The sequence below is a fragment of the Mixta sp. genome (assembly GCF_024610815.1).
Classification (GTDB): domain Bacteria; phylum Pseudomonadota; class Gammaproteobacteria; order Enterobacterales; family Enterobacteriaceae; genus Mixta; species Mixta calida.
The window spans coordinates 1-17,171 of sequence record NZ_JANION010000249.1 but is presented as its reverse complement, the minus strand read 5'-3'; the positions used below and the strand labels follow the sequence as shown (position 1 = coordinate 17,171).

Sequence of the window (17,171 nt, the reverse complement as noted above, 5' to 3'; positions counted from 1 at the left end):
AGCAGGCACAGGCGCGATGGCTGCGCCTGCTACCCTTTCAACCACAGGTAGTGCCACGGCGGCAGCGTAACCGGCTGCGCGCCATCGATGATCTTCTGCTCGATAATATCCCGATATTTTTTCCCCTCCGGCAAAACGGCGCTGACGCTTTTTTCGCTCAGATTAAACACGCACAGCAGATTATTTTCGCCGTCCGGCGTATGGCGCCGCATCATCAGCAGCGTATTGTCGCTATCGAGGATTTCCATGGGATTATCGGGATGGAACGCCGCCTGACGCGTGCGCAGTTGGATCAGCGCGCTGAGACGGTTAAAGATCTGCTGACGCAGATAGTCCGCGCCCGACAACGCTTTCTCAATAAACGACAGCGCATATTTCTCACGGTTGATGGCGCGGTTGTGACCCGCCACTCTGACCCCTTCGACATCGTTGCGCGAGCCAAGAATGCTCTGGATATAGATGGCGGGCACGCCGGGAAAGGCCAGCAGTATGGCGTGCGCCAGCATAAAACGCCGGATGCGCGTGTCGTCATCATCGTCCTGCTTATTCAGCGCATCCATATAGGTGACGTTGATTTCATATGGGCTGGTGGTGCCGTCCGGGTTGTTTTTATAGGAGACCAGCGCGCCCTCCAGCGCCAGGTCGCGCACCAGCGAAACGATCTCCACCTCCGGCAGGATGCCGCGCGCCGGGTTCAGCCCGATGCCGTCGTGGGAGGCGAGGAAGTTAAAGAAGGTGGTGTTGCCGCTGCTGAGATCAAGCCCGGCGGCCCACTGACGCAGCGCGCGCGCCGAGCCGTTATGGATGGCGTGCAGCACCAACGGCGGCAGGGAAAACTGATAGACCATCTGCGCCTCATCCTGACCGTTGCCGAAGTAGCTGATGTTGTCCTGATGCGGTACGTTGGTTTCGGTGATGATGACCGTGCCGGGCGCGACGGCGTCTGCAATGGCGCGAAACAGCTTCACCAGCAGATGCGTGTTCTCCAGGTGAATGCAGCGAGTGCCGGGCGTTTTCCACATATAACCTACGGCGTCGAGGCGCACATAGTCAGCGCCCTTTTTCAGATACTCCAGCAGCACGTCAACCATGCGGATCAGTACTTCAGGGCTGGCGAAGTTCAGATCGATCTGATCGGCGCTGAAAGTGGTCCAGATATAGTGGGTTTCGCCATTGGCGCGCAGAAAAGGGGTGAGCAGCGGCGAGGTGCGCGGGCGGGTCACGCCGCTTAAATCGGTGCCGGGCGCCATGCTGATAAAAAAATCGTCCCAGCCCGGATCGCAGGCCAGCCAGTGCTTAAACCAGGGGCTGTGGGCGGAAATATGATTGCAGACGAAATCGAACATCAGGCGCGTATGGGTATGCAGCTCGGCGACGTTGCGCCACTCGCCGCAGATCGGGTTCACCTGATGGTAATCGATAACGGAAAAGCCGTCGTCGGAGGACCAGGGATAAAACGGCAGCAGATGCACCAGATTGAACGTCGATTGCAGATGCTGTTGATAAAAACGTGAAAAGGTGGCGAGCGTCGGCGCCTCCGGCTCGCGGAACTGATCGGCGTAGGTGATCAGCACCACATCTTTTTCATCCCAGTGTGGCTTGCGCGGTTTTTTTATCGCATCGCGGGCGGCGCGAATGTGCGAAAGCAGACGCTCCCGCGCGCCCATCGGGAAAGCGTCCTGGTAGATCTTATCGATTAAGTTATTGATAATATCCATGATTACCCAGCGGGCCACAGCTTCAGGTTGGGGGAGGCGTTAGTTTTTACTGTAGACCGCTGGGCTGAATTCGCAACTGTTGCTCCCGGCTAGTGACAATTGCTGCTTTTTAACGGCGCCTCGTAGCGCTCTACCGGCAGCACCCTGATGGGTATGCGCTGCGGGGGCAGGCGAACACGACGCAGCGCCAGCAGCAGCGCGCCGTTAAACAGCAGCACCAGCAGGATGGTCAGGCCGCTGGCCAGCGGCTGTTCGCCGATACGCGAGAACTGCCAGAACAGCGTAGCGAGCGAATACGCGACGTTCAGGCCCCAGAAAATAGAAAAGCCCATCCAGCGACGGCTGCTTTCGCGGGCGATGGCGCCCATTACCGATACGCACGGCACATAGAGCAGCACGAACAGCAGATAGCTGAAGGCGGCGGCGTCGCTGCCGAACTGGCGGTGCATTTGCCCCATCGCGCCGCCAGCCATTTCGCCGTCGCCCTTGCTGGCTTCAATCGGGTTGGCCAGCACGCTCAGGCTCAGCGTATCTTTCAGGCCCTGCCAGGTTTCCGTCACCGCGTCTCCCAGCTCCGCCTTCAGGCTCCAGCTGGCGGCATCGAACGGCTCCTCATGCAGCGCTTCGGCGGTATAGAGCGTGTTCAGCGTGCCGACCACCACTTCTTTCGCCATCGCGCCGGTGATCAGGCCGACCGTCGCCTGCCAGTTGTCGGAATGAATGCCGATCGGCGTCAGCAGCGGCGTTAATCCCCGGCTGACGCTGGCCAGCGCCGAATCGTTGATGGTGTTGACCGGCTGGCCGTTAAACGAAAAGCTGTTCAGGCCGCCAATCAATACGCTGGCGATGACAATCACTTTCCCCGCGCGCAGCACAAAGCCGCGCAGACGTTGCCAGGCCTGAAGCAGCAGGCTTTTCAGGTGCGGCACATGCCAGCTCGGCAGCTCCATAACAAACGGCGACGCCTCGCCGCGCAGCAGCGTATGCTTCAACAGCAGGCCAGTTAAGATCGCCATGACGATGCCGGTCAGATAGAGACTGAAGACCACCAGCGCCCCATGCGCACCGAAGAAGGCGGCGGAAAACACCGCAAAAATAGCCAGCCGGGCGCCGCAGGACATAAAGGGCGCCATCATGATAGTAATCAGCCGCTCGCGCGTCGCATCCAGCGTCCGCGCGCCCATCACCGACGGCACGTTGCAGCCGAAGCCGACAATCAGCGGCACAAAAGATTTCCCCGGCAGACCGAGCGACTGCATCAGCCGGTCGACCACAAAGGCGGCGCGCGCCATATAACCGGAATCCTCCATAAAGGAGAGGAACAGATACATCAGGCCGATCTGCGGCACCAGCGGCAGTACCGTATTGATGCCGCCGCCGATCCCCTGCGCCAGGAACAGCGTCAGCCAGGTGGGGAAATGCAGCGTATAGCCAAGCCACTGGGTGCCGTGAATAAACAGCGCCGCCGAACCGACGTCGAACAGCGGTTGCAGCGCGCCGCCGATATTGATCGCCAGCAGAAACATCAGGTACATCATCAGCAAAAAGATGGGAATGCCGAGCCAGCGGTTCAGCACAATGCGGTCGAGCTGCTGCGACAGCTGATGTGGCGCGGCGAGATGTTGGTTGCTGACGGCGACGCACAGCGCGGAAAGCTGCTGATAACGCGCGGCGGCGATCGCCACGGCGGGATCGAGCGTCAGCTCGCTATTCAACGCCGCCAGCCGCTGCAACGCCAGCTCCCCTACCTGCTGACGGCTGTAGACGTCGCCTTCCAGCAGCTGTAGCGCCAGCCAGCGTCGGCGCTGGCGGCTTTCGCTCACCGGCATGGCGGCGGCCAGTTGGTCGGCGGCGGCGTCCAGCGCAGGCGGATAGTCCACTTTCAGCGGCGACCCGGCCTCCACGCCTTTATCGATCAGCTGTTTCAGACGATCGAGGCCGCTGCCGCGCGTGGAGACGACCGGCACCACCGGACAGCCGAGGCGCTGCGACAGCGCCGGAATATCGATGCTGATGCGTTGGTTTTCCGCCATGTCCAGCATGTTCAGCGCCACGATGCAGGGCACGCCCAGTTCGCGCAGCTGAAGGGTGAGGTAGAGATTGCGTTCAAGATTGCAGGCGTCCACCACGTTGATCAGCAGGTCCGCCTGTTGGCTCAGCACAAAATGGCAGGCGATCTGCTCGTCGATAGACGCCTGCTGGGAAATGGTGGTCAGCGAATAGGTGCCGGGCAGGTCGATAAGGTTGACGCGGGTGCTGCCCGCAGTGAAGAAGCCCTCTTTACGCTCCACGGTCACGCCAGCCCAGTTGCCGACGCGCTGGCGTGCGCCGGTGAGCTGGTTGAACAGGGTGGTTTTTCCGGCGTTGGGATTGCCTAACAGACCGACAGTAACGTTTTTCATGCCGCCTCCTTGCCTGCAACCGGCTGTAGTTGCAGCAGCGCCAAATCCTTTTTACGCAGCATCAGGCTAACGCGGCCCGCCTGAATTTGCAGCGGATCGCCTAACGGCGCAATGCGCACCACTTCGAAACAGGCGCCGGGCAGCAGGCCCAGGGAGAGCAGTTTCTGGCGCCAGGCGGGGCTGACTGCGGGCGAGAAGCCGAGAATTTGATAGTGCTGACGGGCAAGCAATGACATGGCTGGTACCTCATGGACTGTCGCGTTGCGCGACAATGACAAAACGGCACCATATTAATGATAATAATTCTCGTTAGTGTTGACGTAGAGCAAAAAATAGCAAGGACGACAGAACGTCGCCCTTACGTTTTTACATGGCTTGCCGAAGGCGGCAGGATGCCGCCTGACGTTTTAGCGTTTCTTGCCGAAGGCGGCCGCCAGCGCGTCGCCCATGGCGCTGTTGCCCGGCGTGGAGGCGGCAGCGCGCTGACGCGGCTTCGCGGCCGGACGGCCATTCTCACGGCCCTGCGCGCGCGGCGCGGCGCGCGAGGCGCTTTCGCCCGGCTGCTCGTCCAGACGCATGGTTAACGCGATGCGCTTACGTTGCAGGTCAACGTCCAGCACCTTCACCTTGACGATATCGCCCGCTTTGACCACCGTGTGCGGATCTTCGACGAACTTATCGGAGAGCGAGGAAATATGCACCAGGCCATCCTGATGTACGCCGATATCGACAAAGGCGCCGAAGTTAGTGACGTTAGTGACCGCCCCTTCCAGCACCATGCCCGGCAGCAGGTCGTTCATGGTTTCCACGCCTTCCGCAAACTGCGCGGTTTTGAATTCAGGACGCGGATCGCGACCCGGCTTCTCCAGCTCTTTCAGGATATCGCTCACCGTCGGCACGCCGAAACGCTCGGTGGTGAAGTCCACCGCTTTGAGGTTGCGCAGCTCGCTGGGGTTGCCCATCAGATCGCGCAGCGACTGGCGGGTCGCCTCCAGAATGCGCTCCACCACCGGATAAGCTTCCGGGTGAACGGTTGAGGCGTCCAGCGGGTTGTCGCCATGGTTGATGCGCAGGAAGCCGGCGCACTGCTCGAAAGCTTTCGGACCGAGGCGGCTTACCTTCAGCAGCTGCTGACGGTTCTGGAACCGGCCATTTTCATCGCGCCAGTTGACGATATTCTGCGCCATCATACGCGTCAGTCCGGCGACGCGCGTCAGCAGCGCCACGGAGGCGGTATTGAGATCGACGCCCACGGCGTTCACGCAGTCTTCCACCACCGCATCCAGCTTTTTCGCCAGCATGCTCTGGCTGACGTCGTGCTGATACTGGCCGACGCCGATCGATTTGGGATCGATCTTCACCAGCTCCGCCAGCGGATCTTGTAAGCGGCGAGCGATAGAGACCGCGCCGCGCAGCGACACATCCAGATCGGGAAACTCCTGCGCTGCCAGTTCGGAAGCGGAGTAGACCGACGCGCCCGCTTCGCTGACCACCACTTTCTGCGCGGTGATTTGCGGGAACTGCTTCTGAACGTCGAGGAAGAAACGTTCCGTTTCGCGCGAAGCGGTGCCGTTGCCGATCGCGACCAGTTCCACCTGATGACGAATGCAGAGGGCCGCGACCGCCGCAGCCGCTTTCGCCGCCTGGCCGGTATGCGGATAGACGGTATCGGTAGCGACCAGTTTGCCGGTCGCGTCCACCACCGCCACTTTCACCCCGGTGCGCAGGCCCGGATCGAGGCCCATAGTGGCGCGCATGCCGGCCGGCGCCGCCATCAGCAGATCGTGCAGGTTGCGGGCGAAGACATTGATCGCTTCTTCTTCCGCGCGCTCGCGCACGCTGCCCATCAGCTCGGTTTCCAGATGCAGCAGCACCTTGATGCGCCAGGTCCAGCTGACAACCGCTTTACGCCAGCTGTCCGCCGGCGCGTTGTTCAGCCGCAGGTTCAGATGCTCGGCGATGAGCTGTTCGCCGTAGCTTTCGCGCGGCGGCTCGTCAAACTGCGGATCGGGGTTGAGCGCCAGCTGCAGCACGCCTTCGTTGCGACCGCGGAACATCGCCAGCGCGCGGTGCGAAGGCACGGTTGAAAGTGCTTCGTGATGGTCGAAGTAATCGCGGAACTTGGCGCCTTCCTCTTCTTTGCCTTCTACCACGCGGGAAACCAGATGCGCGTTCTTCCACAGGTAGTCGCGCACTTTCGCCAGCAGAGCGGCGTCTTCAGCAAAACGCTCCATCAGGATGTAGCGCGCGCCGTCCAGCGCCGCTTTGACGTCAGCCACGCCTTTCTCTGCGTCGACAAAGCGGGCGGCCAGCTGCTCCGGCTCCTGGGAAGGATCCTGCCACAGCGAATCGGCCAGCGGCTCCAGACCCGCCTCGATGGCGATCTGACCGCGCGTGCGGCGCTTCGGCTTATAGGGCAGGTAGAGATCTTCGAGTTCGGTTTTACTCAGAGTGCCATTAATTGCGGCGGCGAGTTCATCACTGAGTTTGCCCTGGTCGGCAACGGATTTCAGAATCGCCTGGCGACGATCCTCCAGCTCGCGCAGATAACCGAGACGGGTTTCCAGCTGTCGCAGCTGGGTATCATCAAGCCCGCCGGTTACTTCCTTACGATAACGTGCGATAAACGGCACGGTATTCCCTTCATCCAACAGGCGGATCGCGGCGTCAACTTGTTCAGCGCGCGCCTGAAGTTCACCCGCAATAATGCGGCTCAGCGAATCATTCATCATCGGTTCAACTATCTTGCTAGCACAGTGTGAGAAACAGGGGACAGTTATACGGATTGACGGCTGAAATTGCCAGCGATGCGGCGCGCTTTAAGCCATATTCCGAGCGCGGTTTACCTCTGCCGGGACTGTTGTTGTACCATGAGCGCAAAGAGGCGGCGGCGACCGCCCCACCGTAGGTTAAGCAGACAGGATTGCCGTGTGAAAACTCAACTGATCACCCGTGAAGGGTACAATAAGCTTAAAGCGGAACACGATTATCTGTGGAAAGAGAAGCGCCCGGAGATCACCAAAATCGTCTCCTGGGCGGCCAGCCTGGGCGACCGCTCGGAAAACGCGGATTACACTTACAACAAGCGTCTGCTGCGTCAGATCGACCGGCGGGTGCGCTACCTGCGCAAGTGCCTGGCGGAGCTGAAAATTGTCGATTACTCTCCGCAGCAGGAGGGCAAGGTCTTTTTCGGCGCCTGGGTCGAGGTGGAAAACGAGCAGGGCGACGTTAAACGCTTCCGTATCGTCGGGCCGGATGAGATTTACGGCGATGCGAAAGACTATATCTCTGTCGATTCGCCGATGGCGCGCGCGCTGATTAAAAAGGAAGTGGACGACGAGGTAAGCGTCCTCACGCCGGAAGGTGAGAAAATCTGGTTTGTGAACGCCATTGAATATCGTCAGGATAGCGAGGGCGAATCTTAACGGCGGCGCAGGAAAAAAGAAGCGGAGAATAATGACTTTTTAAATAAAGCCAGGGCCGTGCTTATTCTCCGGTGGCGAAAGACGACAGCAATAAGGGTTTTGACAGACACAGATATCGTTATACCGCCTTAGCGAAAAGGCGTTGTTTAATGTGGAATGATGCTGGTGGTTGTGGTGATCGCCTGGGCGCCCGCCGCTTCGCCGCTGGCGGGTTCATTGGCCATCACATAACCGCTGATGAATAAGGCCAGTGAGCAGATGAGCATTATTTTGTTCATGATGATTCCCGGCTAATTAATAAAGAGAAGAAAGCGTGCCGGGATGAATATAGGTTTGCCGTCGGAGCCTGAAAAGCGTTGTTTTTTAACCTTTCGCGATGAGTTAAGTTATTGCTGGATCTACAGTTTATTCTCTGCGACTCTTCCTGGCTTAGCGTAACGGAAAATAAATAAACGCCAGATTTTCTGCTAATAGTTGGACTCAGGGCGCGCTAATCTGACGATGAAAACAGACAGGCTAAAGCGCATCCCGACAGAGATGTTGTAGCCGTCATGCTAACTTACTGTTTCTTTAAGTAAATATCTTCGACAGGCGATTCGAGCCAGTAGAAAGTAGAGTTTCCGGCACGATTTCAGAAAAGACGGATCGCAGCGTTGCGGATAATTCGATAGCGTAAAAGTGAATTAAACGCGCGATAAGCTGCTGTTTAATATGCTTTGTAACAATTTCGGCTAGAATATAAACCAATAATGGCTGTCACAGTTACGCTTCTTTTTTAACAATACCAGCTCGGGCAATAGCGCCTTTGGGAGTATCGAAATGCAAGAGAACTACAAAATTCTGGTCGTCGATGATGACATGCGCCTGCGCGCGCTGCTGGAACGTTATCTGACCGAGCAGGGTTTTCAGGTGCGCAGCGTGGCTAACGCCGAGCAAATGGATCGCCTGTTAACCCGCGAATCCTTTCACCTGATGGTGCTTGATCTGATGTTGCCAGGGGAAGATGGCCTTTCTATCTGCCGCCGCCTGCGTAGTCAGAGCAATCCGATGCCGATCATTATGGTAACGGCGAAAGGCGAAGAGGTCGATCGCATCGTCGGTCTGGAGATCGGCGCGGACGACTATATTCCAAAGCCGTTCAACCCACGCGAGCTGCTGGCGCGCATCCGCGCCGTGCTGCGTCGTCAGGCTAACGAGCTGCCGGGCGCGCCATCGCAGGAAGAGGCGGTGATCGCCTTTGGTAAATTTAAACTGAATCTCGGCACCCGCGAAATGTTCCGCGAAGATGAGCCGATGCCGCTGACCAGCGGCGAGTTCGCGGTGCTGAAAGCGCTGGTAAGTCATCCGCGCGAGCCGCTGTCGCGCGATAAGCTGATGAACCTCGCCCGTGGCCGTGAGTACAGCGCCATGGAGCGCTCCATTGACGTGCAGATCTCGCGTCTGCGCCGCATGGTGGAAGAAGATCCGGCCCATCCGCGCTATATCCAGACCGTTTGGGGCCTGGGCTACGTCTTCGTCCCGGATGGCACGAAAGCATGAAGCGACTCCGCTTTTCTCCCCGCAGTTCGTTCGCGCGCACGCTGCTGCTGATCGTCACGCTGTTGTTCGTCAGCCTCGTCACCACCTATCTGGTGGTGCTGAACTTCGCCATTCTGCCCAGCCTGCAACAGTTCAATAAGGTGCTGGCGTATGAAGTGCGCATGTTGATGACCGACCGGCTCCAGCTGGAAGACGGCACGCAGCTCGAAGTGCCGCCGGCGTTCCGGCGTGAAATCTACCGCGAACTGGGGATCTCTCTTTATACCAACGCGGCGGCGGAGGAGAGCGGATTACGCTGGGCTCAGCATTACCAGTTTTTAAGCGATCAAATGGCGCGCCAGCTTGGCGGGCCGACCGACGTGCGGGTTGAGGTCAACAAAAATTCGCCGGTGGTCTGGCTGAAAACCTGGCTATCGCCTGATATCTGGGTGCGCGTGCCGCTGACGGAAATTCATCAGGGCGATTTCTCGCCGCTGTTCCGCTATACGCTGGCGATTATGCTGCTGGCGATCGGCGGCGCCTGGCTGTTTATCCGCATTCAGAACCGGCCTTTGGTCGATCTGGAACATGCGGCGTTGCAGGTGGGGAAAGGCATTATTCCGCCGCCGCTGCGTGAATATGGCGCCTCGGAGGTGCGCTCAGTGACGCGCGCCTTTAACCAGATGGCGTCGGGCGTGAAACAACTGGCGGACGATCGCACGCTGCTGATGGCGGGCGTCAGCCACGACCTGCGCACGCCGCTGACCCGCATTCGTCTGGCGACGGAGATGATGGGCGAAGAGGATGGCTATCTGGCCGAGTCGATCAACAAAGATATCGAAGAGTGCAACGCGATTATCGAGCAGTTTATCGATTATCTGCGCACCGGCCAGGAGATGCAGACCGAACGCGCCGATCTTAACGCGGTGCTCAATGAAGTGGTGGCGGCGGAAAGCGGCTATGAGCGGGAAATTGAAGACGCGGTCATGCCGGAAGAGCTGATGCTCGATATCAATCCGCTCTCCATCAAGCGCGCGGCGGCCAATATGGTGGTGAACGCGGCGCGCTACGGCAACGGCTGGATTAAGGTGAGCAGCGGCCGCGAGTTGCAACGCGCCTGGTTTCAGGTAGAGGATGACGGCCCCGGCATTCAGCCGGACCAGCTGAAGCACCTGTTTCAGCCGTTTGTGCGCGGTGACAGCGCGCGCAGCACCAGCGGCACAGGGCTGGGGCTGGCGATTGTGCAGCGTATTATCGATGCGCATCAGGGATCGCTGGATATCGGCGTTAGCGAGCGCGGCGGCCTGCGCATACGCGCCTGGCTGCCTTTAAGCGACGCGCCGCCCGCCGCCAGCGGCTCGCCGCCTGCTGTGGTCAGCTAAGGCCCAAAACAAAAACCCCGCCGTTCGGCGGGGTTTTTGTTTTCAGCAGGGTGCTTAAATGTGCGGGCCGGCGGAAACCAGCGCGGCGCCCGCAGGCGTATCGGTATACTTTTCAAAGTTAGCGATAAAGCGATGCGCCAGATCGAGCGCGCGGCTTTCCCATTGAGAAGGATCTTCCCATGTGTTGCACGGATCGAGAATGTGGCTGTCGACGCCCGGCACCGCTAACGGGAACTGCAGGTTAAATATTGGCAGGGTGTGCGTTTCCGCCCCGTCCAACTCGCCGCTCAGGATTGCGTTGATGATAGCGCGCGTGTCCTTCAGCGAAATGCGTTTGCCGGTGCCGTTCCAGCCGGTATTCACCAGCCAGGCTTCCGCGCCCGCCGCCTGCATCCGTTTCACCAGCACTTCCGCATACTTTGTCGGATGCAGCGTCAGGAACGCGGCGCCGAAGCAGGCGGAGAAGGTAGGCGTCGGCGCGGTGACGCCGCGCTCGGTGCCCGCCAGCTTAGCGGTAAAACCGGAAAGGAAGTGATACTGCGTCTGATCGGAAGAGAGACGGGATACCGGCGGCAGCACGCCGAACGCATCGGCGGTCAGGAAAATCACTTTCTTCGCATGTCCCGCTTTGGAAACCGGCTTAACGATATTATCGATATGATAGATCGGGTAAGAGACGCGGGTGTTTTCCGTTTTGCTGCCGTCGTTAAAATCGATGCTGCCGTCGCTGCGCACCACCACGTTTTCCAGCAGCGCGTCGCGGCGGATGGCGTGATAGATCTCCGGCTCCGCCTGCTCTGACAGATTAATGGTTTTCGCGTAGCAGCCGCCTTCGAAGTTGAACACGCCGTCATCGTCCCAGCCATGTTCGTCATCGCCGATCAGCTGGCGTTTCGGATCGGTAGAAAGGGTCGTTTTACCGGTGCCGGAGAGGCCGAAAAAGACCGCCACGTCGCCTTGCTCGCCAACGTTGGCCGAGCAGTGCATCGAGGCGATGCCTTTCAGCGGCAGCAGGTAGTTCATCACTGCGAACAGCCCTTTTTTCATTTCGCCGCCGTACCAGGTGCCGCCGATCAGCTGCATATTCTCGCTGAGATTAAAGGCGACGAAATTCTCTGAATGCAGTCCCTGCTCCCGCCAGTTGGGATTGGTGCATTTTGCGCCGTTCATCACCACAAAATCGGGCGTGAAGCTGGCGAGGCTCTCCGCATCCGGGCGAATAAACATATTTTTGACGAAATGCGCCTGCCAGGCCACTTCGGTAATAAAGCGCACGCTCAGGCGCGTATCGGGGTTGGCGCCGCACCAGGCGTCAATCACAAACAGGCGCTTGCCGGAGAGCTGCTGCGTCACGCAGCCCTTTAGCGCTTCCCAGGTTTCCTGCGACAGGGGCTGATTATCGTTTTTGCCTTTGCCCTGATCGTTCCACCACAGGGTGTCGCGTGTGGTATCGTCGCGCACGATATATTTATCTTTTGGCGAACGGCCGGTGAAGATACCGGTATCCACGGCGATCGCCCCGGATTGCGTCAACGTGCCACGCTCATAGCCTGACAGTCCGGGCAGGGTTTCTTCCTTAAATAAAGTTTCATAATCGGGATTATGGATGACTTCAACCGTATCAGTGATGCCATAAGCGACGAGGTCCTGGGGAGTCAGGCCATTAGCGCGCATATTACTGCTCCTTTATCGGTTTGTACTGCAACAAATGTAGGGGGGACTTGCTGCCACGAGCCGTAAAGCGGCACGAAGCGATTCATGCAGCTTTACAATTGCGGCAGTCTACTACTGTCAATATGCAGCGGAAGAAGAGAGTGGCAGAAATGAGAGACGAAACGTTTTTTTATAGAAATTCATCATAATCTGATGAAAAGTTATGATTGTTGCGCGGTTATTATGAAACAACATTTTATTTTTTCCGCAGGCCGCCAGGCTTTTCTGCTGTATTAAGCGCAACGGCCAGTCGATCTCATTTTCCGCTGGCGGCCCGTCGCGCTATTGCCGTTTGTTAACAAAAAAGCGACCGAAGTCGCCTTTTTATCATGTGTGCGTCCGTTTTACCGTCGCATCAGGCGTTTCGCCATCTGCAAGGAAGACAACGCATCCGCTAAGCGATCAGTGAATCTGCTCGCTGCTGCTGTTGCCAGCGTCGTTGCGGATTGCCGCGATGTCGACCGCATCGTAAACATAATGGCTGCCGCAGTAGTCGCAGTGCATATCGATCTGGCCATCTTCTTCCAGAATCTGGTTGACCTCCTCCTGCGGCAGAGTGCGCAGCACTTCGCCGCAGCGTTCGCGCGAGCAGGTGCATTTAAAGCTGACGCTCTGCGGTTCGTAAATGGTCACCTCTTCCTGGTTATAGAGACGCCACAGGACATCATTCGCTGGCAGACCGATCAGCTCTTCCGTTTTGATGGTTTCGGTCAGCATCGCCAGGTGGTTGAAATCTTCCTGATCGGCGTTCTGCGCCGGCAGCACCTGCAGCAGGATGCCCGCCGCGCCCGCCTGTCCTTCATGCTCGCCGGTGCGGATAAACAGACGCGTCGGCAACTGCTCGGAACGCATAAAGTAATCTTCCAGGCAGGCGGCCAGCGTATCGCCTTCCAGACCGACCACGCCCTGATAGCGCTCGCCTTTTTCCGGCGAAATGGTGATCACCAGATAGCCGTTGCCGACCATCTCTTTCAACGTGCTGCCGTCGGCGATCTCGCCCTGCACGCGTGCCACGCCCCGCATTTCCTGACGGTTGTTGCCGTTGATCACCGCCAGCGTCAATGCGCCGTCGCCCTGCAGCTGCACGGTGATATCGCCTTCGAATTTCAGCGTGGCCGTCAGCAGGCTGGTGGCTACCAGCAGTTCGCCCAGCAGCTGCTGGACCGGCTGCGGGTAATCATGCCCGGAGATAATCTCCCGCCATGTTTCGGACAGATTAACCAGTTCGCCGCGAACCGCGTGATTCTCGAACAGGTAACGATGCATTTGGTCTTGATGGGACATAGTTTTTCTCTCGTGTTGGCGGCGCGTTATTCGTCGCCAGAAAATTTAAATTTCATCAGATCGCGGCGCTCTTTTTTATCCGGCCGACGATCGGGATGCGGCATGGTGAGCGCGTTCATCTTGCGCGCCTGCGCCATCTTTTCCCGTTTCTCCATGCTTTCCGGCGTCTCGCTGTAAAGCTGCTGCGCTTCCGCCGCGGGACGACGCTGATCGGTAACGGCGCGAACGATCACGGTACGCTCATCGTTGCCCTGACGGAGCTTCAGTTCGGCATCCAGCTCCACCAGCTTGCTGGGTTTGCTGCGCTGTCCGTTGTAGTGCACTTTGCCGCCCTCGATCATTTCACGCGCCAGCGCGCGGGTCTTGTAAAAGCGTGCGGCCCAGAGCCATTTGTCGAGCCGGACGCCTTCTGCGGATTTTTCTTTCATCACTGCTCCCGTCGATTTACCGCCTCTGGAGCGCCAGCGCGCCGAGAAAGGTTCGGTAATCATTTACGCTCTGATGGCGAGCGAAGGTTTTGGTCGGCATACCGGAATCGGGATTGCCAACGCCCAGGCACCAGGCAATTCCCCAGCGCTTCGCCGCATCCAGCACCGGTTCGCTGTCATCAATAAACAGCGTGCGGTGATTGTCGAAGCCGGTATGGTGCTGCACGGCCTGCCATAAGCGCTGATCTTCTTTCGGAAAGCCAAATGTATGGGTCGAAAGCAATAAATCAAGGTGCTGGCCCAGGCCGGTCTGCCGCAGCTTTACCTCCAGATTCCAGGGATGCGCGTTGGTAAGCAGAATGGTGCGCTTGCCGCAGGCGCGTAAGGCCTGCAAAAAGGGAAGGGTGTCTTCACGCAACTGTGCCCGGCTGCGCATTTCCCAGGTCATGGCGCGGATATCCAGCTCCAGCTCGCGGCTCCAGTAATCCAGACAATACCAGTTTAGCGTATGCTGCACCGCCTGGTATTTCGCCGTGATGAGTCGGTTCGCCTCAGAGAGCGAGATGCCCCGCTTTTGACTGAAAGACTGGGGCACCAGCGTCAGCCAGAAGTGGCTGTCGAACGCCAGATCGAGCAGGGTGCCGTCCATATCCAGCAGCACGGTGTCAATCTCGCGCCAGTTCACCTCAATCGCCATGCCGCCTCCGCGCAAATCAAAACGGGCGACAGGGTAGCATAGTTAAGAAAGAGTCAGAATAAGGGGCGCATATCGGGCATCGTCGACAGTGTGTGGTTGAAGCACTTGTCGTAATAGTGCTGAATTTCCACGATGCGCTTGCGGTTGCGGTGGATGCGTTTCAGCGCCAGCAGGCCGTTGATCAACACGCTCAGACAGAGCGCCAGCAGCAGCAGCGAGGTGGCCAGATAGCGCCAGAGCGTCAGCATGTCGGGCTCGCTGTGCAGCGCGATATGCTGCGTGCCGTTGGCGTCGGTATGGATGTTGGTGATGATGCCCGCCGCGCTGAACGGGGTATGCAGCAGCATGCCCGCAAGACGTTGCAGCTCCTGCCACTGATCCGGCGCGTTGAAATCAAACAGCGAGACGGTCGGCTGCGGATGGTTCACCAGCTGGCGCCCCTCGTCACTGACAATCAGGAAACCGCCGGGAGGCGGACTGTTCAAGGCTTCCGCCGCGCGATGCGTTTCGCGATAGAAAAAGGTGGAGGTCGCGGTATTGACCAGGTTTTCCAGCGCTTCGGCGCTGACCGGGCGCAGCAGCACGTTCATGCCGTTAAGAGAGCCCGATCCGGCGCGCTGCACCAGCATTTCCCAGTCCTTGGCGTTGCCAAGGTTGACCAGCGCGTTTTTCAGCCGCACGCAATCCTGCGGCTGGCTGCAAAGATCCTGCGTTTTCAGCACCAGATCGGCGAAGTCGTCCAACAGAATCATGCCCGATTTCTGGATCGCGGTGGCCAGCTGCGGGTTAAGTTTGCTGTCGGCGCCGTTCTGCGGATGCAGCTGTTGATTGGTTAAATTGAGCAGGGCAGAGGCCTTATCGATGATTTCCGACTGCGGCAGCGGCAGCGGCGACGCCATATTCCAGTAGATGGCCGAGCAGTCGAAAGGCATAAAGGCATAGCTGCGGTTGCTCTGGTAGCTGGCGGGCACTGAACACATGCCGGTGCCGCTGACTTTTAAGCTGTCGCCGACGTGCAGGGTAGTGTCTTCCAGTTCGGCGACCGTATTGACCTGAATGCGTTCTGTGCCGGTGAGCCACGCCACGCTGAGCTTCAGCGGCATAGTCAACGGCACCCAGCTGATCAGCAGCGCCAGCACCAGCAGCGAGCCGCACGCCAGCACCATATTCTTTTTCCAGCGCTGAATGGGGAAATTACGCACCTCATCCTGTAACGACAGGAAGCGACCCTGACGCACCACCTGGCGGTTCAGATAGATATCCACATCGATAACTTGCCCCAGGTCGTGCGTGACGTAGGGCTGCCAGTGCGGCGGGTAGATGAGATCGATAATGCCGAGAGAGATGTTGTTGACCTGGCCCTGGTTCGATTCGCTGAACAACCCCCAGCGCTTCGGCGCACCGCGCAGACAGTGAATTTCGCGCAGATCATTCTCGCGGGGGCGGCGGTACATAAACCACAGGCTGACCAGAATCATCGACAGACTGGCGCTCACCAGCCACGGCATAAAAATCAGCGGCGTCAGCAGGCTGATCAGCAGCAGCAACAGGCCGCAGCAGATAACCGCCGCTTCACGCGTGCCGTCGCTGCGCGACAGGCGATGCTCCTCCGGCGTCTCTTTACGCACCTGAAGCAGCTCGACGTTTTCGCTCTGCTCCTGGCGGATCGAGGCGTTGGTGGCGCTGGGACGCACCATCGTCGGCAACATGCTCTGTTCGCCGGCGTAGTTGACCAGCGAATGACCGTTGAGGGAAATCACCAGCGGAATGGAATGGGTTTTAATCAGCTCAACGAAGTTCTCTTCGGCGATATACTGTTCCCATAGCGGCGGCAGATGAACCTCAAGCGCGTCGAGATAGTAACGCCACTTTTGCGGATCGTCGGTAGAGAGGCCGTAACGGGTGATGGCGCGGGTAACGGGATAAACTTTGTTGCTTTGCGAACTTAACGTCAGCATTTCCGGCGATGCGCTGGCGCCGCCGGGCTGGATAGTGCGCTGCTTCTTTGCCAGCGTATCGAGATAGCGTTCTACCGCTTCACGCTCTTCCGCCGTCAGATGACGGTGCGGCGGACTGATAAATGGCAGCGGCTTCGCCAAAGGCGGACGATGCCGCATAGCGTACCAAAAACAGACACCTGCGATAATTGAGCAGGTCAGCATTACACCCAGAATTATGATTATTGTGTTCATGCTATGCTCATTCCAGCCAAACTGCTGCCGTCACTATTCTTGCTCGCTCCGGGCTATGTTATAGGGAGTGTACTAATTTTGGCGGGATTGGGCAGTAGTGGCAACCAACCTGATGACTAAAATAGCGCACAAAATCATAAAATTAGAACTATCAGACAGAAATCCTTATTGAAATATTACCTGTCAGCTGTACAGGAAAATATCGGCATTATCCTATTTCTTTCTGGTGTGTTGACTTTGGCATAAATTTTTTTCCGCGTTCTCTACAAGCATTTGTTATAAAAAAGTAAATTAAACCATATGATGATTGGATTCCCGTGATGCCTGTCGCACAATGTCTTTTTGCCGAACTTGATGTCATGACGACGGCCGGCCGGCGATCATCAACCGCGCTTTATCTGGGGTCCCCATG

At 58.2% G+C, this 17,171-nt stretch carries 13 protein-coding genes; 3 read left to right on the top strand and 10 right to left on the bottom strand.

Annotation, left to right across the window (positions count from 1 at the left end; all coding sequences use genetic code 11):
* Window positions 1–29 precede the first annotated feature (29 nt).
* From MYY08_RS18875 to MYY08_RS18860, 4 genes are all read right to left on the bottom strand, one after another.
* Entirely contained in the window at window positions 30–1,718 is a 1,689-nt protein-coding gene (locus tag MYY08_RS18875) for an alpha-amylase family glycosyl hydrolase (protein WP_038629692.1), read from the bottom strand.
* Between the two features lie 89 nt (window positions 1,719–1,807).
* Window positions 1,808–4,120, bottom strand: a complete 2,313-nt coding sequence (feoB, locus tag MYY08_RS18870; RefSeq protein WP_084969859.1) for a Fe(2+) transporter permease subunit FeoB — start codon at window positions 4,118–4,120, stop codon at window positions 1,808–1,810.
* Window positions 4,117–4,356, bottom strand: coding sequence for a ferrous iron transporter A (gene feoA / locus MYY08_RS18865; RefSeq protein ID WP_038629694.1), 240 nt, complete (start codon window positions 4,354–4,356; stop codon window positions 4,117–4,119). The genes feoB and feoA overlap by 4 nt, the downstream gene beginning before the upstream one ends.
* Window positions 4,357–4,527: 171 nt before the next feature.
* Window positions 4,528–6,852 (bottom strand): Tex family protein, encoded by a 2,325-nt coding sequence (locus MYY08_RS18860; RefSeq protein ID WP_038629695.1) that lies wholly within the window; start codon window positions 6,850–6,852, stop codon window positions 4,528–4,530.
* A 198-nt stretch (window positions 6,853–7,050) separates the two neighbouring features.
* Here MYY08_RS18860 and greB point away from each other — a divergent pair, with 198 nt between their 5' ends.
* The gene (greB, locus tag MYY08_RS18855) at window positions 7,051–7,545 is read left to right on the top strand and encodes a transcription elongation factor GreB (protein WP_038629696.1); all 495 of its coding nucleotides are present in this window, start codon (window positions 7,051–7,053) and stop codon (window positions 7,543–7,545) included.
* A 146-nt stretch (window positions 7,546–7,691) separates the two neighbouring features.
* Here greB and MYY08_RS18850 read toward each other — a convergent pair whose 3' ends face one another.
* The gene (locus MYY08_RS18850) at window positions 7,692–7,823 is read right to left on the bottom strand and encodes a hypothetical protein (protein ID WP_257152250.1); all 132 of its coding nucleotides are present in this window, start codon (window positions 7,821–7,823) and stop codon (window positions 7,692–7,694) included.
* Window positions 7,824–8,364: 541 nt separating this feature from the next.
* On the opposite strand from MYY08_RS18850, the gene ompR reads away from it, so the two are divergent.
* On the top strand, window positions 8,365–9,084 hold the full coding sequence (gene ompR / locus MYY08_RS18845; protein ID WP_038629697.1) for an osmolarity response regulator transcription factor OmpR: 720 nt from the start codon (window positions 8,365–8,367) through the stop codon (window positions 9,082–9,084).
* A complete protein-coding gene (gene envZ / locus MYY08_RS18840) occupies window positions 9,081–10,445 on the top strand; it encodes a two-component system sensor histidine kinase EnvZ (RefSeq protein WP_038629698.1) in 1,365 nt (454 codons plus the stop codon). Before ompR ends, envZ begins: the two co-directional genes overlap by 4 nt.
* Before the next feature lie 54 nt (window positions 10,446–10,499).
* On the opposite strand, the gene pckA is transcribed toward envZ, so the two are convergent.
* The 5 genes from pckA to MYY08_RS18815 all read right to left on the bottom strand — a co-directional run bounded on the left by pckA (window position 10,500) and on the right by MYY08_RS18815 (window position 16,759).
* Complete coding sequence (pckA, locus tag MYY08_RS18835; RefSeq protein ID WP_288015497.1) at window positions 10,500–12,119, bottom strand: phosphoenolpyruvate carboxykinase (ATP); 1,620 nt, start codon at window positions 12,117–12,119, stop codon at window positions 10,500–10,502.
* 441 nt (window positions 12,120–12,560) lie between these two features.
* A complete protein-coding gene (hslO, locus tag MYY08_RS18830; RefSeq protein WP_038629700.1) occupies window positions 12,561–13,442 on the bottom strand; it encodes an Hsp33 family molecular chaperone HslO in 882 nt (293 codons plus the stop codon).
* Between the two features lie 26 nt (window positions 13,443–13,468).
* A complete protein-coding gene (gene hslR, locus MYY08_RS18825; RefSeq protein WP_038629701.1) occupies window positions 13,469–13,870 on the bottom strand; it encodes a ribosome-associated heat shock protein Hsp15 in 402 nt (133 codons plus the stop codon).
* A 16-nt stretch (window positions 13,871–13,886) separates the two neighbouring features.
* Window positions 13,887–14,567, bottom strand: a complete 681-nt coding sequence (gene yrfG, locus MYY08_RS18820; RefSeq protein WP_038629702.1) for a GMP/IMP nucleotidase — start codon at window positions 14,565–14,567, stop codon at window positions 13,887–13,889.
* Between the two features lie 53 nt (window positions 14,568–14,620).
* Window positions 14,621–16,759 (bottom strand): intracellular growth attenuator family protein, encoded by a 2,139-nt coding sequence (locus MYY08_RS18815; protein WP_190296406.1) that lies wholly within the window; start codon window positions 16,757–16,759, stop codon window positions 14,621–14,623.
* Window positions 16,760–17,171 lie beyond the last annotated feature (412 nt).

Coding starts and splice junctions, on each gene's coding strand:
- MYY08_RS18875 (WP_038629692.1), bottom strand. CDS start 1,718: ATGGATATTATCAATAACTTAATCGATAAGATCTACCAGGACGCTTTC.
- feoB (WP_084969859.1), bottom strand. CDS start 4,120: ATGAAAAACGTTACTGTCGGTCTGTTAGGCAATCCCAACGCCGGAAAA.
- feoA (WP_038629694.1), bottom strand. CDS start 4,356: ATGTCATTGCTTGCCCGTCAGCACTATCAAATTCTCGGCTTCTCGCCC.
- MYY08_RS18860 (WP_038629695.1), bottom strand. CDS start 6,852: ATGATGAATGATTCGCTGAGCCGCATTATTGCGGGTGAACTTCAGGCG.
- MYY08_RS18850 (WP_257152250.1), bottom strand. CDS start 7,823: ATGAACAAAATAATGCTCATCTGCTCACTGGCCTTATTCATCAGCGGT.
- ompR (WP_038629697.1), top strand. CDS start 8,365: ATGCAAGAGAACTACAAAATTCTGGTCGTCGATGATGACATGCGCCTG.
- envZ (WP_038629698.1), top strand. CDS start 9,081: ATGAAGCGACTCCGCTTTTCTCCCCGCAGTTCGTTCGCGCGCACGCTG.
- pckA (WP_288015497.1), bottom strand. CDS start 12,119: ATGCGCGCTAATGGCCTGACTCCCCAGGACCTCGTCGCTTATGGCATC.
- hslO (WP_038629700.1), bottom strand. CDS start 13,442: ATGTCCCATCAAGACCAAATGCATCGTTACCTGTTCGAGAATCACGCG.
- hslR (WP_038629701.1), bottom strand. CDS start 13,870: ATGAAAGAAAAATCCGCAGAAGGCGTCCGGCTCGACAAATGGCTCTGG.
- yrfG (WP_038629702.1), bottom strand. CDS start 14,567: ATGGCGATTGAGGTGAACTGGCGCGAGATTGACACCGTGCTGCTGGAT.
- MYY08_RS18815 (WP_190296406.1), bottom strand. CDS start 16,759: ATGAACACAATAATCATAATTCTGGGTGTAATGCTGACCTGCTCAATT.